Below are 14691 nucleotides of genomic sequence, written 5' to 3'. Positions count from 1 at the left end.
GGCGGGTGTTAAATATCCGGCAACACTGTGACCAGGAGCATGCCGTGGACATCGGAGGTCGGTTGCAGGCCGTCCGCAAGCGCAAGGGGCTCAGCCAGCGGGAACTGGCCAAGCGGGTCGGGGTGACCAACAGCACCATCTCGCTGATCGAGCAGAACAAGGTCAGCCCCTCGATCAGCTCCCTGAAGAAGGTGCTGGATGGCATTCCGATCTCCCTGGCCGATTTCTTCACCCTGGACCTGGCCGACACTGGCGACAGCCCCTTCTACCCCAAGGAGGAGCAGCCGGACCTGGGCAACGAGGAGATCCACTATTTCCTCGTCGGCCAGCATCGCCGCAACCGGCAGATGTGCATCCTGCGCGAGGTGATGCCGCCGGGCAGCGATACCGGCGAGACCATGCTCAGCCACGACGGCGAGGAGGGCGGGGTGATCGTCAAGGGCCAGGTGGAAGTGACGGTGGGCGACCAGGTACGTGTGCTGGGTCCGGGCGAGGCCTATTACTTCGAGAGCCGGATCCCGCATCGCTTCCGCAACGTCGGTGCCGACGAGGCGGTGATCGTCAGCGCCAACACCCCGCCCACCTTCTGATGCCAACGGCGGCCATCGGCCGCCCCGAACGAGTATCGCGCCATGACCATGACCAGGACCCGCCAGGACTGGGAGCAGCTCGCCAGCCGGCTGCAGTTCCCGCACCAGGCCTTCATCGACGGCCGCTACGTGGACGCCGCTTCCGGCGCCAGTTTCGAATGCCGCAGCCCGATTGACGGCCGCCTGCTGACCCGGGTGGCCGAGTGCGGCACCGAGGACGTGGACCGCGCCGTCGCGGCTGCCCGGCGCGCGTTCGAGGACGGCCGCTGGTCGGGCACCCGGCCGGCACACCGCAAGCGGGTACTGGTGAAACTGGCCCGGCTGGTGCAGGACCACGCCGAGGAACTGGCCCTGCTCGAAACCCTGGACATGGGCAAGCCGATCGGCGATGCGCTCGAGGTGGACATGGCCGCCAGCGTGCGCTGCCTGGCCTGGACCGGGGAGGCGATCGACAAGGTTTACGGCGAGGTCGCGCCGACCGGCCAGGACGAACTGGGCCTGGTGACGCGCGAGCCTCTGGGCGTGGTTGCCGCCATCGTGCCCTGGAACTTTCCGCTGCTGATGGCGGTGTGGAAACTCGCCCCGGCCCTGGCCATGGGCAATTCGGTGGTGCTGAAGCCTTCGGAGAAGTCGCCGCTGACGGCGCTGCGCCTGGCCGCGCTGGCCATCGAGGCTGGCATTCCCGAAGGCGTGCTGAACGTGCTGCCGGGCTTTGGCAAGACGGCCGGCGAGCCGCTGGCCCTGCACATGGACGTCGATGGCCTGGTCTTCACCGGTTCCACCGCGGTCGGCAAGCACCTGCTGGCCTGCGCCGGCCGCTCCAACATGAAGCGCACCTACCTGGAGTGCGGCGGCAAGAGCCCGAACATCGTCTTCGCCGACGCGCCCGACCTGGAGCGCGCCGCCCAGGCGGCGGCCAGCGGCATCTTCTACAACCAGGGCGAGGTCTGTACGGCCGCCTCGCGCCTGCTGGTCGAGCGTTCGATCAAGGACGAGTTCGTGGCGCTGGTGGCCAGGTTCGGCGAGCGCATGCAGCCGCGGCATCCGCTCGACCCGGAGGCGCCGATGGGCGCCCTGGTCGACGAGGCGCAGACCGCGCGCGTGCTCGACTACATCGGCAAGGGCCGGGCCGAGGGCGCGCGCCTGGTCATCGGCGGCGAGCGGCTGCAGACGGTGGCCGGCGGCTGCTACGTGGCGCCGACCATCTTCGACGAGGTGGCGCACGGCAGCACGATCGCCCGCGAGGAGATCTTCGGACCGGTGCTGAGCGTGATCGCCTTCGATACCGAGGAGGAGGCGCTGCGCATCGCCAACGACACCGACTACGGCCTGGCCGCCGGCCTGTTCACGCGGGACATTTCCCGGGCGCACCGGGTGGCGAGGAAGCTGCGGGCCGGCAGCGTCTGGGTCAACTACTGGGACGGCGGCGACATGACCGCGCCCTTCGGCGGCTACAAGCAAAGCGGCAACGGCCGCGACAAGTCGCTGCACGCCTTCGACAAATACACCGAAATCAAGGCCACCTGGATCAACCTGGGCTGATCGCTGCGGGCGACAGCCTCGGTGGAGGCGGAGTGCCTGCAGCGCAGGCACTCACCAGAGCGCGTCGCGCAGCTTGTACCAGGCCATGGCAGCGACGAGCAGGGGCGTGCGGAAGGTGCGGCCGCCGGGGAAGTCGTGGTGGCGGATGCGCGCGAAGGCGTCCAGGCGGCCGGCCTGCCCGCGGATGGCCTCGGCGATGACCCGCCCCGCCAGGCCGGTGGTGGCGACGCCGTGCCCGCTGAACCCCTGGGCGAAATAGATGTTGTTCCCGAGCCGCCCCCAATGCGGCGCCCGGTTCCGGCTGATGTCGATCAGGCCACCCCAGATGTGCTCGAAACGCACCCCCTTGAGCTGCGGGAACACCCGCGCCATCCGCCGCATCATCACCCCCGGCAGGTTCGGCGGCGGCAGCGTGGAATAGCTGGCGCGGCCGCCGAACAGCAGCCGGTGGTCGGCGCTGAAGCGGAAATAGTCCAGCGCCCAGTTGATGTCGGCCACCGCCATGTCGTTGCGGATGAGCTGGCGCGCCAGTTCCTCGCCCAGCGGCGGCGTCGCCCCGACATAGGTGCCCACCGGCATGATCTTGTCGTCCAGCTCCGGCGCGATGCCATGGACGATGGCATTGCCGGCCAGCACCACGAAATCGGCCTGCACCTCGCCGTGGGCGGTGCGCAGCACCGGCTTGGCCCCGCGTTCCAGCTTCGTCACCTCGGTCCGCTCGAAGAGCAGGGCGCCGGCACGCTCGGCGGCGGCGGCAATGCCGAGGGTGTAGTTGAGCGGATGCAGGTGGCCCGAGCGCGGGTCGTAGAGGCCGCCCAGGTAGCGCGGGCTGTCCAGCACCTCGCGCAGCTGCTCGCGGTCCCACCACTGCAGCGGGTAGCCGTAGTTCTCCTCCAGGTCGCGCTGCCAGGCCTTGAGCTCGGTGATGTGCCGCGGCTTGATGGCGACGTGGGCGTGGCCGTCACGCCAGTCGGCGGCGATGCCATGGCGGGCGATGCGCTGGCGCACCAGGTCGACGGCCTCGATGGACCAGTCGAACATGCGCCTGGCGTCCTCGCGCCCCACCAGGGCCTCGATCTTCGCCTGGTCGCAGCTGTAGCCGAAGATCACCTGGCCGCCGTTGCGGCCGCTGGCGCCCCAGCCGATCCGCCGCGCTTCCAGCAGCACCACCCTGAGGCCGGCCTCGGCCAGCTCCAGGGCGGCGCTCAGGCCGGTCAGGCCACCGCCAAGGATGGCGACGTCGGCCGTGACCCGGCCTTCCAGCCGCGGCCGCTCCGGCGCCGGGACGGCGCTGCGGGCATACCAGGAATCGACGTGTTCGTCCGGCCTGCGCAGCGCCATGCCTCAGACCTGCCGCAGGTACCAGTCGATCTCGAGGGTGGTGACCTCGGTGTTGAAGCTGCGCATTTCCTTCAGCTTCTGCTGGCCGTAGATGTGGCGGAACTCGCTGCCGAAGTGGCGGGCGACGAAGTCGCTGGCCATGAAGTCGCGGATGGTGTCGCGCCAGTACAGCTCGCGGTGTTCGCTCTGCTCGTAGGCGTTGCCGACCGTCGGCGCGCCCGGATCGCCCGGGTGCTCCAGGCCGTCCAGGATGCCGGCCAGCACCGCCGCCGTGACCAGGTAGGGGTTGGCATCGGCGCCGGCGATGCGGTGCTCGATGCGCAGGTTGGCCGGGTCCGAATGCGGGATGCGCACGGCCACGGTGCGGTTGTTGAAGCCCCAGGCATCGTTCAGCGGCACGAAGGCGTTGAGCACGAAGCGCCGGTAGCTGTTCGCGTGCGGGGCGAACATCAGCATGCAGTCCTTGCTGGAGCGCTGCAGGCCGGCGATGGCGCGGCGCAGGGTCTCGGCCGGCGCGTCCGGGCTGCAGGCGAAGACATTGTTGCCGGCCTCGTCCAGCAGGCTGACATGGATGTGGGCGCCGCTGCCGGCCTGGTCCACGAAGGGCTTGGCCATGAAGCTGGCCAGCATGCCCTGGCGCTCGGCCACGGCCTTGATGACCCGCTTGAGCATGATGGCGTCGTCGCAGGCGCGCAGGGCGTCCTTGCGGTGGCGCAGGTTGATCTCGAACTGGCCGGGCGCGTATTCGGCCACGGCGGTGTCGGCCGGAATGTCCTGCAGCCGGCAGGCCTCGGAAACGGCATCGGTGAAGGCCTGATAGTCGTTCAGGTCCTCCATGTAGTAGACCTGCGTGGTGCGGTTGCGCTGGCCGGTGCGCGGGTTGATCGAGGTCTGCGGCCGGCCGTCGGGACCGAGCCGGGCGTCCAGCAGGTAGAACTCCAGCTCGACCGCCACCACCGGGGTCAGGCCGCGTTCGGCGAAGCGGGCCAGCACGCGCTTGAGCACTTCGCGCGGGTTGGCGGCGAACAGGCCGCCCTTGCCGTCTTCCATCTGCAGCAGCAGCTGGGCCATGGGCCGTTCCTGCCAGGGGACGGGACGCAGGCTGCCGGGCACCGGCCGGCAGATCCGGTCCTCGTCGCCGATGTCGTAGCCCAGGCCGGTTTCCTCGACCGTATTGCCGGTGATGTCGGTGGCGATCAGCGACATCGGCAGGCAGACGCCGTCACGGTAGACCTTGGCCAGCGTGTCGCCGGTGACGCGCTTGCCGCGCAGCAGGCCGTTCATGTCGGGCAGCAGCAGGTCGACGTGCTCCAGGGGCTGCAGGCGGTCGAGCAGGGCCGCGTCTTCGGCGGGCAGGGCGAGCTGGGTCATGGTGGCGGGTCCCTCGGGGCTGGCCGGAGTCTAGCACTGGCCTTGCGGCTGTAAAAAATACTCATCATCGGGTCGGGCGCGGGGGCAGGGCAGGCGGCCCGGAACTGGCGAAATCGGCCATTTTTCAGGCCCGAAGGGGCAGGGAGGGGCGGCGGGGTGTTCAGGGACGTCAAACGTGCGTTGATAAAATCAAACGCCGGGAGTAAGGTCGGGCGACTCCCCGCGAGGCCTTTATGCGTCGGACCCCGGTAGTCGGCCTGCCTTCGGACCGAAAGCAGATCGGACCCCACCCCTTCCAGGCGGTGGGCGAGAAGTATGTACGCGCCGTCGTGGACGGCGCCGGCTGCCTGCCGGTGTTGTTGCCCTCGCTGAATCCGCCCCTGGACCTGGAACAGTTGCTGGATGAGCTGGACGGCCTGCTGCTGACCGGCGCCTACAGCAATATCGAGCCGCACCACTACAGCGACGAGCCGAGCTGGGAAGGCAACGAGCACGACCCCGCCCGCGACGCCAACGCCCTGTCCCTGGTGAAGCTGGCCATCCGCAAGCAGGTGCCGGTGCTGGCCCTGTGCCGCGGCCTGCAGGAGGTGAACGTGGCCCTGGGCGGCAGCCTGCACCAGAAGCTCCACGAGATCTCCGGCTTTGACGAGCACCGCGAGGACAAGCGCGAGCCGCTGGGCGTGCAGTACGCGCCCTCGCATCCGGTGCGGCTGGCCGAGGGCGGGCTGCTGGCGCGCATCGCCGGGCAGCGCGAGGTGATGGTCAACTCCCTGCATGGGCAGGGCATCCGCGACCTGGGCAAGGGCCTGGTGGTGGAGGCCACGGCGCCCGACGGGCTGATCGAGGCGGTGCGGCTCGAGGATCCCGGGCCATTCCTGCTGGCGGTGCAATGGCATCCGGAGTGGCGGGTCACCGAGAATCCCTTCTACTTCGGCATCTTCCAGGCCTTCGCGGTCGCCTGTCGCGAACGCGCCCAGCAACGGAACCCCTAGTCATGGCCAGCAGGAAACGAGCGGCGCCGGCAAGCGCCGAACAGAAGGAAAGCACACTGCTCCGATGGTTGAAGGAGCGCCGCATCACCGAGGTCGAGTGCCTGGTGCCGGACTTCACCGGCAACGCCCGCGGCAAGATCATCCCGGCCGCCAAGTTCAGCCACGACTTCGGCACCCGCCTTCCGGAAGGCATCTTCGCCACCACCGTCACCGGCGACTATCCGGACGAATACGACGACCTGGTCAGCCCCTCCGATTCCGACATGGCCCTGCGCCCGGATCCGGAGACGGTGCGGATGGTGCCCTGGGCCACCGACCCCACCGCCCAGATCATCCACGACTGCTACACCAAGGATGGCCGGCCGCACGAGCTGGCCCCGCGCAATGTGTTGCGCCGGGTGCTGCGCCTGTACGAGGACCTCGGCCTGCGGCCGGTGATGGCGCCCGAGCTGGAGTTCTTCCTCGTCCAGCGCAACACCGACCCGGATTTTCCCCTGCAGCCGCCAGCCGGGCGCAACGGCAGGCCGGAAACCGCCCGTCAGTCCTATTCCATAGACGCGGTCAACGAATTCGACCCGATCCTGGACCTGATGTACGACTACTGCGAGGCCATGGAGCTGGACGTGGACACCCTGGTTCACGAGTCCGGTGCCGCCCAGCTGGAGGTCAATTTCATCCATGCCGACCCGCTGTCGCGCGCCGACCAGGTGTTCCTGTTCAAGCGGACCATGCGCGAGGCGGCGATGCGGCACGGCATCTACGCCACCTTTCTGGCCAAACCGATGGAGAACGAGCCGGGCAGCTCGATGCACATCCACCAGAGCCTGGTGGACGCCGGCAGCGGCCGCAACGTCTTCGCCGGCGGCAAGAACCGCCGCTACAGCGAAATCTTCCTGCACTACATCGGCGGCCTGCAGAAATACGTGCCGGCGGCCATGGCCTTTTTCGGGCCGAACGTGAACTCCTACCGGCGCCTGGCCTTCGGGGAGGTCTCGCCGAAGAACGTGCACTGGGGGTTCGACAATCGTACCTGTGGCTTGCGGGTGCCGCTGGACGACGCCGAGAACACCCGGGTGGAAAGCCGATTCGCCGGCTCGGACGTCAACCCCTACCTGGCCCTGGCGGCAACCCTTGCCTGCGGCTACCTGGGCATCAGGGAGCGTATCGAGCCGACCGAGCCCCTGGTCGGCAGCGCCCACGACAAGGGCTATGGCCTGCCGCGCTCGCTCGAACAGGCCCTGGAGGAGCTGCGCGCCTGCAAGCCCCTGCGCGACCTGCTCGGCGAGCGCTTCGTGCGCGCCTACACGGCGGTCAAGACCAAGGAGCACGAGACTTACCTGCGCGTGATCAGCAGCTGGGAGCGCGAGTTCCTGCTGCTCAACGTCTGAGAACCGGAGAGGCCATGGATTCGATAGACACCCGTACCCTGCAGCAGCTGGATGCCGCCCACCACCTGCATCCGTTCAACGACAATGCAGCCCTGGCCAGGCGCGGCACCCGCATCCTGGTGCGCGGCGAGGGCTGTTACGTCTGGGACGCCGAAGGCAACAAGCTGCTGGATGCCTTTGCCGGCCTGTGGTGCGTGAACATCGGCTACGGCCGCCGGGAGCTGGGCGAGGCGGCAAGGCGGCAGATGGACCGGCTTGCCTACTACAACACCTTTTTCCACTGCACCACTGAGCCGACGGTACACCTGGCGACCAAGTTGGCGGAACTGTGTCCGGGAGACCTCGACCACGCCTTCTTCACCAACTCCGGCTCCGAGGCCAACGACACGATCCTGCGTCTGGTCCGGCACTTCTGGGCGGTGCAGGACAAACCGGAAAAGAGCATCTTCATCGGCCGGCACAACGGCTATCACGGTTCCACCGTCGCCGGCGCCAGCCTGGGCGGCATGAAGGGCATGCACAAGCAGGGCGGGCTGCCCATACCGGGCATCGTGCACATCGACCCGCCGTACTGGTTCGGCGACGGCGGCGACCTGTCCGAGGAGGAGTACGGCCGGGTCTGCGCCAAGCGCCTGGAGGACAAGATTCTCGAGCTGGGTCCCGACAGGGTGGCCGCCTTCATCGGTGAACCGATCATGGGCGCGATCGGCGTGTACATTCCGCCGCGCAACTACTGGCAGGAGGTCGAGCGGATCTGCCGGCGTTACGACGTCCTGCTGGTCGCCGACGAAGTGATCTGCGGCTTCGGCCGCACCGGCCGCTGGTTCGCCAGTGAGTACTACGGTTTCCAGCCCGACGTGATGACCCTGGCCAAGGGCATCACCTCCGGCTACATCCCGCTGGGCGCGGTGATGTTCAACGACCGGGTCGCCGAGGTGCTGGCCACCAAGGGCGGCGAGTTGGCCCACGGCTATACCTATTCGGGGCATCCGGTCTGCGCGGCGGTGGCGCTGGAGAACATCCGTATCCTGGAGCAGGAGCGGATCGTCGACCGCGCCGGCGAGGAGATCGCCCCCTACCTGGCCGAACGCTGGCGCGCCCTGGGCGAACACCCGCTTGTTGGCGAGGCCCGCATCGCCGGCATGGTCGGTGCCCTGGAGCTGGTGCCGGCCAAGCCGAAAAGGGAGTTTTTCCCGGACCGGGGCAGGGTGGGCCAGCTGTGCCGGGACATCGCCCTGCGCAACGGCCTGATCCTGCGTGCCACCAACGACACCATGCTGCTTTCGCCGCCGCTGGTGCTCGAACGGGAGCAGGTGGACGAGCTGGCCGAAAAGGCCTGGAAGTCCCTGGACATGACGGCGAGGGAGCTGGGCATGGCCGTGGGTTGACCGGCTCCGGCCCCGGCTGCCGGGGTGGGCGCCTGTATGTACTATGCAGTTCGGGAAGCAAGCCGTCTCAACGTCAATCGCTTGGGGGGAACACCGATGAAACTCAGGATGTCCGCTTTGCTGCTTGCCCTGGCCGCCGCCGGATGCGCCCGGGAAGAACCCGCCGACCAGGCCGCCGATGCCGGTGCCCAGGCCGCACCGTCCAGGGTGCTCAACGTCTACAACTGGTCCGACTACATCGGCGAGGACACCATCGCCAATTTCGAGAAGGAAACCGGCATCAAGGTCACCTACGACGTGTTCGACTCCAACGAAGTGCTGGAGGCGAAGCTGATGGCCGGCAACACCGGCTACGACATAGTCGTGCCGTCGCTGACCTTCCTGGCCCGCCAGGTGCAGGCCGGGGTCTTCATGGAGCTGGACAAGTCACGCCTGAGCAACTACGGCAATCTCGACCCGGCCATGCTTGCCCAGCTGGCCCGCAACGACCCCGGCAACGCCCATTCCATTCCCTACCTCTGGGGCACCACCGGCATCGGCTACAACGTGCAGAAGGTGCGCGAGATCCTGGGAGAGGACGCCCCGGTTGACAGCTGGGCGCTGGTGTTCGAGCCGGCCAATCTGGCCAAGCTCAAGGCCTGCGGCGTTGCCTTCCTCGACACGCCGTCGGAGATCATCCCGCCGGTGCTGCAGTACCTGGGCGAGGAGCCCAACAGCTTCGACGAGGCGGTGATACAGAAGGCCGCCGACAGGCTCATGGAGCTGCGCCCGCACATCACCTATTTCCACAGTTCACAGTTCATCAACGACCTGGCCAACGGCGACATCTGCGTGGCGGTGGGCTGGTCCGGCGACATCATCCAGGCGCAGTCCCGCGCCGCCGAGGCGGCTGAGGCCAACCCGGACAAGCCGGCGGTCGAGGTGGCCTACTCCATCCCCAAGGAGGGCGCGCCGATGTGGTTCGACATGCTGGCGATCCCCAAGGACGCCAGGAACGTCGACAACGCCTATCTGTTCCTCGACTACCTGATGCGCCCGGACGTGATGGCGGGGATCCAGAACTACGTGATGTACGCCAGCGCCAACAGCGCGGCGCTGCCGCTGGTGGACGAGGAGGTGCTGAACGACCCGGGCATCTATCCGGATCCGGAGACGCAGGCCAAGCTGTTCACCCTGGCGGTGCTGCCGCCCGAGGTCGATCGGCTGTTCAACCGGCACTGGACGGCGATCAAGACCGGAAAGTGACCGACCCATGGCGCCGGGCGGGCTGCGGCCCGCCCCGCCTCGTCCAGGACAGCAGATGGCATCGAACGGTAACGGCGCCGCCGGCGCATCGAAGAACGAACGGCTCGGAGCGGAGGATTACCTGCGCATCGAGGCGGTACGCAAGGAATTCGACGGCTTCGTGGCCGTGGACGACGTCAGCCTGAAGATTCGGCAGGGCGAGATATTCGCATTGCTGGGCGCCTCCGGCTGCGGCAAGTCCACCCTGTTGCGCTGTCTGGCCGGTTTCGAGAAGCCGACCCGGGGGCGGATCGTCCTGGATGGCCAGGAAATGGATGGTCTGCCGCCCTACCAGCGGCCGATCAACATGATGTTCCAGTCCTATGCCCTGTTCCCGCACATGACCGTGGAGCAGAACATCGCCTTCGGTCTGAAGCAGGACGGCATGGCCAAGGCCGACGTGGCCAGGAAAGTCGAGGAGATGCTCGCCCTGGTGCAGATGGGCAAGTACGCCCGGCGCAAGCCGCATCAGCTCAGCGGCGGTCAGCAGCAGCGCGTGGCCCTTGCCCGCTCCTTGGCCAAGGGGCCGAAGCTGTTGTTGCTTGACGAACCCATGGGTGCCCTGGACAAGAAGCTGCGCTCGCAGATGCAGCTCGAGTTGGTCAACATCATCGAGCGCCTGGGCGTGACCTGCGTGATGGTCACCCACGACCAGGAAGAGGCCATGACCATGGCGCACCGGATCGCCATCATGGATGCCGGCTGGATCCGCCAGGTCGGCACGCCGGACGAGATTTACGAGCAACCCAACTGCCGTTTCACCGCCGAGTTCATCGGCTCGGTGAACCTGCTGGAAGGCCGGATCGAGGACGACGAGAAGGACTTCATCACCATTCGGGTGCCGGCGCTGGAGCACCTGGCCTACATCGGCCACGGCGTCACCGGCTTCGAGGGCCAGGAAGTGGCGCTGGCGCTGCGTCCGGAAAAGATCCACGTCTCGAAGGAGGAACCTGCGCAACCGCACAACAAGGCCCGCGGTTCGATCGAGGAGATCGCCTATTTCGGCAGTCATTCGGTCTTCCATGTCCGCCTGCCGAGCGGCATTCGCCTGATGGCTAACATGATCAACAGCCGGCGCTGGGCCAGCGAGCAGTTCACCTGGAACGACCAGGTCTGGCTGAGCTGGGACGACGAGGCAGGCGTGGTGCTGACCTCATGAGGCTGCTTCGCTCGATCCGCAAGCGTCTGCCTGGACCGCGCTGGCTGGTGATCGCGGTGCCCTACCTGTGGATGCTGTTGTTCTTCGCCATTCCGTTCCTGATCGCCCTGAAGATCAGCTTCGCCAGCGCCGCCATCGCCCAGCCGCCGTACACGCCGCTGCTGGCCTGGGAGGGCGACCTGCTGGAGCTGCGCCTGAACCTGGGCAACTACCTGTACCTGGTGCGCGACAGCCTGTACCTGAACGCCTATCTGAGCTCGCTCAAGATAGCGGTGATCTCGACGGTGTTGTGCCTGCTGGTTGGCTACCCGCTGGCCTACGGCATCGCCAGGATGGATCCGGCCAGCCGCAACGTCGCCCTGATGCTGGTGATCCTGCCGTCCTGGACCTCGTTCCTGATCCGCATCTACGCCTGGATCGGCATCCTCAAGAACAATGGTTTGATCAACAACGCGCTGATGGGCTTGGGCCTGATCGAGCAGCCACTGCCGATCCTGCATACCCCGGTGGCAGTCTACATCGGCATCGTCTATGCCTACCTGCCGTTCATGGTGTTGCCCCTGTATGCCAACCTGGTCAAGCACGATCATCGGCTGATCGAGGCGGCCAGCGACCTGGGCGCACCGCCGTGGAAGGCCTTCCTGACCATCACCCTGCCGCTTTCCAAGGCCGGCATCATCGCCGGTTCGATGCTGGTGCTGATCCCGGTGGTGGGCGAGTTCGTCATCCCCGAACTGCTCGGCGGACCGGACACGCTGATGATCGGCCGGGTGCTGTGGCAGGAGTTCTTCAACAACCGCGACTGGCCGGTGGCGTCGGCGGTGGCGACGGTGATGCTGGTGCTGCTGCTGGTGCCGATCATGATCTTCCACCGCTACCAGAGCAAGGAACTGGAGTCGAGGCTGACATGAGCGGCGCGCGCACATCACGCCTGACCAAACTGCTGCTGGCCGCGGGCTTCGTTTTCCTGTACGCCCCCATCCTCAGCCTGATGATCTACTCGTTCAACGAGTCGCGCCTGGTCACGGTCTGGTCGGGCTTTTCCGTGAAGTGGTACTACGAGTTGTTCCAGGACAAGCAGTTGGTCTCGGCGGCGTGGGTCAGTGTCCAGGTGGCGTTCTGGACCGCCTGCGCCGCGGTGGTGTTGGCCACGCTGGCGGCCATGGCCATGACCAGGATGCGGAACTTCCCTGGCAAGACCCTGTTCGGCGGCCTGATCACCGCGCCGCTGGTGATGCCGGAGGTGATCACCGGCTTGTCCATCCTGCTGCTGTTCGTGTCCATGGGGCCGGTGATCGGCATCGGCGAGCAGCGCGGGATGCTGACCATCTGGATCGCCCACGTCACCTTCACCATGGCCTACGTGACGGTGGTGATCAGCTCCCGCCTCGGCGAGCTGGACCGCTCGCTGGAGGAAGCGGCCATGGATCTTGGCGCGAACCGGCTCAAGGTGTTCTTCGTCATCACCTTGCCGATCATCGCTCCGGCCCTGGTGGCGGGATGGCTGCTGGCCTTCACCCTCAGCCTTGACGACCTGGTGATCGCCAGTTTTGCTTCCGGTCCCGCCTCGACCACATTGCCGATGAAGGTGTTCAGTTCGGTGCGCCTGGGTGTCAGCCCCAAGATCAACGCCCTGGCGACCCTGATGATCCTGGTGGTGATGCTGGCGGCCCTGATCGGCTGGTGGCTGATGAGCCGGGAGGAGAAACGCCGCCAGCGCGACATGCAGCTGGCGCTGCAGGAGGGTTGAGGCATGACCGTCGAAAACCGGAACCCCTGGACCGGAGAGGTGTATCGCTACTCGATGATGTCCCCGGCAGCGATCGAGGAAAGGCTGGCGGCTGCCGAGCGCGCCTTTCCCGTCTGGTCGGGCCTGAGCCTGGAGGCCAGGGGCGCATGTCTTCGCAAGGTTGCGGCCGGGCTGCGCCAGCGCAAGTCCGAGCTGGCGCACGTGGTCACGGCCGAGATGGGCAAACTGCACAAGGAAGCGCTGGCCGAGGTGGAGAAGTGCGCCGCGGCCTGCGACTACTACGCGGACAATGCCGCCCGCTACCTGCGGGAAGAGGACATCGCCACCGAGGCACGGCGCAGCTACGTCGCCTACGAGCCGATCGGCTGCGTGTTGGCGATCATGCCCTGGAACTTCCCGATCTGGCAGGTGTTCCGCTTCCTGGCCCCGACCTTGATGGCTGGCAACGTCGCCGTCCTGAAACACGCCACCAACGTGCCGCGCTGCGCTGACGCCATCGCCGCGGTACTGCGCGAAGCCGACCTGCCGGATGGCGTTTTCGGCGTGTTGCACATGGACAACGAACAAGCCGCGGCGGTGATCGGCGACCCGCGGATCAAGGCGGTCACCCTGACCGGCAGCGAGCGGGCGGGACGTTCGGTGGCGGCGACCGCGGGCCGGCATCTGAAAAAATGCGTGCTCGAGCTGGGCGGCTCGGATCCTTTCGTCGTGCTCGAGGACGCCGACCTGGACGAGACGGTGAAGGCGGCGGTGGCTTCGCGTTACGGCAACGCCGGCCAGACCTGCATCGCCGCCAAGCGCTTCATCCTGGTGGCGGGCATCGTCGAGCGCTTCACCGAGCGGTTCCTGGCCGAGGCCGGCAAACTGCTGCCGGGCGACCCGGAAGCCCGCGGCAGCAATCTGGCGCCGATGGCTCGGGCCGACCTGCGCGATGGCCTGCATCGGCAGGTGAGCGAAAGCCTGGCTAGGGGCGCTCGCCTGCTGCTGGGCGGCAAGCCCGGCGAAAAGGACACCGTCTACCCGGCGACGGTGTTGGCGGGTGTGGCTCCGGGCATGCCGGCCTGGGAAGAAGAACTATTCGGCCCGGTGGCAAGCCTGATCCGGGTGCGCGACGAAGACGAGGCCATGGAGGTCGCCAACGCCACCAGCTTCGGCCTCGGCGCCAGCGTCTGGACCGCCGACCCGGCCCGTGGCGAGGCGTTTGCCCGGCGCTTCGCGGCCGGCGCCTGTTTCGTCAACGCGCAGGTGCGCAGCGACGTCCGCCTGCCGTTCGGCGGCACCCGGAACTCGGGCTTCGGCCGCGAACTCGCCGGCCACGGTATCCACGAGTTCACCAACATCAAGACGCTCTACGTGGCCTGATCCTTTGCTGCCGGCCCGGCCGGCGGCGGTCGGTCGGCGAGGGGCATGGGCGCGATGCGCATGAGCAGCGAGCGCAGGGTGGCGGGGTCGCCGAGGGCCCTGTCCAGGGCGGCGTGGGCCTCGCACCAGAGCGGGTAGGCGCGGCTGAGCAGGGCATGGCCCTCGCCGCTCAGGCGCAGGCGGCGTTTGCGGCGGTCGCCGGCATCGGCCAGGACTTCGATCAGGCCGCGACGCTCCAGCGGCTTGACCAGGGCCGTCAGGGTGGTGCGATCCATGGCCAGGAACGGGGCCAACTGGCCGATGGTGGGCGGCTCGGGCCTGTTCAGCGACATCAGCAGGGAGAACTGGCCGTTGGTCAGGCCCAGTGGCCGGAACACCTCGTCGAAATGCCGGGCCAAGGCCCGTGCCGCCCGTTGCACGTGCAGACAGACGCAGGCCTGGGCGACCTCGAGCGTCTTGTCGCGCGGGAAGGCGGGTGTTGACATGGGGCTTATTATGTTGATATCAACTTAAAAAGTCCAGCC

13 protein-coding genes are annotated in these 14691 nt (G+C 67.5%); 10 read left to right on the top strand and 3 right to left on the bottom strand.

The features are described 5' to 3' along the window. Positions 1–44 precede the first annotated feature (44 nt). Complete coding sequence (locus F0415_RS00805) at positions 45–590, top strand: cupin domain-containing protein (protein ID WP_149859293.1); 546 nt, start codon at positions 45–47, stop codon at positions 588–590. 42 nt (positions 591–632) lie between these two features. Continuing rightward, the gene (locus F0415_RS00800) at positions 633–2132 is read left to right on the top strand and encodes an aldehyde dehydrogenase (RefSeq protein ID WP_149859292.1); all 1500 of its coding nucleotides are present in this window, start codon (positions 633–635) and stop codon (positions 2130–2132) included. A gap of 51 nt (positions 2133–2183) precedes the next feature. On the opposite strand, the gene F0415_RS00795 is transcribed toward F0415_RS00800, so the two are convergent. Beyond that, complete coding sequence (locus F0415_RS00795) at positions 2184–3473, bottom strand: NAD(P)/FAD-dependent oxidoreductase (RefSeq protein ID WP_149859291.1); 1290 nt, start codon at positions 3471–3473, stop codon at positions 2184–2186. A gap of 3 nt (positions 3474–3476) precedes the next feature. Next, on the bottom strand, positions 3477–4844 hold the full coding sequence (locus F0415_RS00790) for a glutamine synthetase family protein (RefSeq protein WP_149859290.1): 1368 nt from the start codon (positions 4842–4844) through the stop codon (positions 3477–3479). A 233-nt stretch (positions 4845–5077) separates the two neighbouring features. On the opposite strand from F0415_RS00790, the gene F0415_RS00785 reads away from it, so the two are divergent. From F0415_RS00785 to F0415_RS00750, 8 genes are all read left to right on the top strand, one after another. Continuing rightward, a complete protein-coding gene (locus F0415_RS00785; RefSeq protein WP_149859289.1) occupies positions 5078–5836 on the top strand; it encodes a gamma-glutamyl-gamma-aminobutyrate hydrolase family protein in 759 nt (252 codons plus the stop codon). Between the two features lie 2 nt (positions 5837–5838). Then, positions 5839–7224, top strand: coding sequence for a glutamine synthetase family protein (locus F0415_RS00780; protein WP_149859288.1), 1386 nt, complete (start codon positions 5839–5841; stop codon positions 7222–7224). Between the two features lie 14 nt (positions 7225–7238). Beyond that, complete coding sequence (locus F0415_RS00775) at positions 7239–8612, top strand: aspartate aminotransferase family protein (protein ID WP_149859287.1); 1374 nt, start codon at positions 7239–7241, stop codon at positions 8610–8612. A gap of 96 nt (positions 8613–8708) precedes the next feature. Further along, complete coding sequence (locus F0415_RS00770; protein ID WP_149859286.1) at positions 8709–9857, top strand: extracellular solute-binding protein; 1149 nt, start codon at positions 8709–8711, stop codon at positions 9855–9857. Positions 9858–9912: 55 nt separating this feature from the next. After that, positions 9913–11055 (top strand): ABC transporter ATP-binding protein, encoded by a 1143-nt coding sequence (locus tag F0415_RS00765; RefSeq protein WP_149859285.1) that lies wholly within the window; start codon positions 9913–9915, stop codon positions 11053–11055. Next, entirely contained in the window at positions 11052–11966 is a 915-nt protein-coding gene (locus F0415_RS00760; protein ID WP_149859284.1) for an ABC transporter permease subunit, read from the top strand. The genes F0415_RS00765 and F0415_RS00760 overlap by 4 nt, the downstream gene beginning before the upstream one ends. Then, a complete protein-coding gene (locus tag F0415_RS00755; RefSeq protein WP_149859283.1) occupies positions 11963–12805 on the top strand; it encodes an ABC transporter permease subunit in 843 nt (280 codons plus the stop codon). The genes F0415_RS00760 and F0415_RS00755 overlap by 4 nt, the downstream gene beginning before the upstream one ends. 3 nt (positions 12806–12808) lie before the next feature. Next, positions 12809–14167 (top strand): NAD-dependent succinate-semialdehyde dehydrogenase, encoded by a 1359-nt coding sequence (locus F0415_RS00750; protein WP_149859282.1) that lies wholly within the window; start codon positions 12809–12811, stop codon positions 14165–14167. Here the strand turns inward: F0415_RS00750 and F0415_RS00745 are convergent. Further along, positions 14155–14652 carry a MarR family winged helix-turn-helix transcriptional regulator gene (locus tag F0415_RS00745; RefSeq protein ID WP_149859281.1) on the bottom strand — a complete coding sequence of 166 codons (498 nt, stop codon included), beginning with the start codon at positions 14650–14652 and terminating at the stop codon, positions 14155–14157. The two genes, F0415_RS00750 and F0415_RS00745, sit on opposite strands and share 13 nt — an antisense overlap. Positions 14653–14691: the final 39 nt, after the last annotated feature.

It is taken from the genome of Arenimonas fontis (assembly GCF_008386465.1).
In the GTDB taxonomy this organism is placed as follows: domain Bacteria; phylum Pseudomonadota; class Gammaproteobacteria; order Xanthomonadales; family Xanthomonadaceae; genus Arenimonas; species Arenimonas fontis.
This window is presented reverse-complemented; position numbering and strand designations above follow the sequence as displayed.